Origin of the sequence: Pontibacter silvestris, from assembly GCF_020907275.1 — a bacterium.
Classification (GTDB): domain Bacteria; phylum Bacteroidota; class Bacteroidia; order Cytophagales; family Hymenobacteraceae; genus Pontibacter; species Pontibacter silvestris.
Window position 1 is genome coordinate 1 of record NZ_JAJJWI010000098.1, and the last position, 593, is coordinate 593.

Annotated in this window: 1 protein-coding gene; it reads right to left on the bottom strand. The window is 53.4% G+C overall.

The genetic code is table 11. The features are described from left to right. The coding region (locus LN995_RS22235; protein WP_394801838.1) for a malectin domain-containing carbohydrate-binding protein at positions 1 to 235 on the bottom strand (235 nt) is incomplete at its 3' end. Between the last annotated feature and the right edge of the window lie 358 nt (positions 236 to 593).

A 593-nucleotide genomic window follows, 5' to 3' on the forward strand; every position in this document is an offset into this window, starting at 1 on the left:
CCGAGATAATGGCATTGTTCTTCACAGAGGATAGTCTGATGCCAAGTTTACCGTCAGAAATGGTTGCGGTGTAGGTTTTCACCACGGCTTTTCCGAATCCGGCCTCTTTGTAGATGTCGTAGCTTGTGGCCAGTCGCTTGCCCTCCACGTCAATGTTGAAGACGCGGGAGTTCGAGGACTTGAAGTAAGGCTCCACGAAGTGCAGCTTTACGGTGTAAGTCCCTGCCTCTTTCACCGGAATGCTGTAGTCAAACGGGGAGCCGTTGGAGGCATAGCGGTAGTTGTTGNGGTGCCGCTGATGCTGATTTGTTTACTTGCCGTTTTCCCGCCTGAGAAGTTGGTGTCGGCAGACCAGGTGCGGGATCGGCTGTCTTTGTACTGCCCGCCGCCGGCGTTGATGAGCATCGGGTAAGAGGTGGCGGCTGGCGGTGTTAATGATACAGTCGCCGTTTGAGGCATCATGTCAGCCAGGGTGGCGTTCTCATTCCCCATCCTGATCTCGTCGTAGTAAAGCACTCTCTTCTTTGTGTCAGTGGTCTTGCTGTAGTTCCAGTCAGACTTGTAGATACCGACCTTCCATCTAGGGGAGTCAA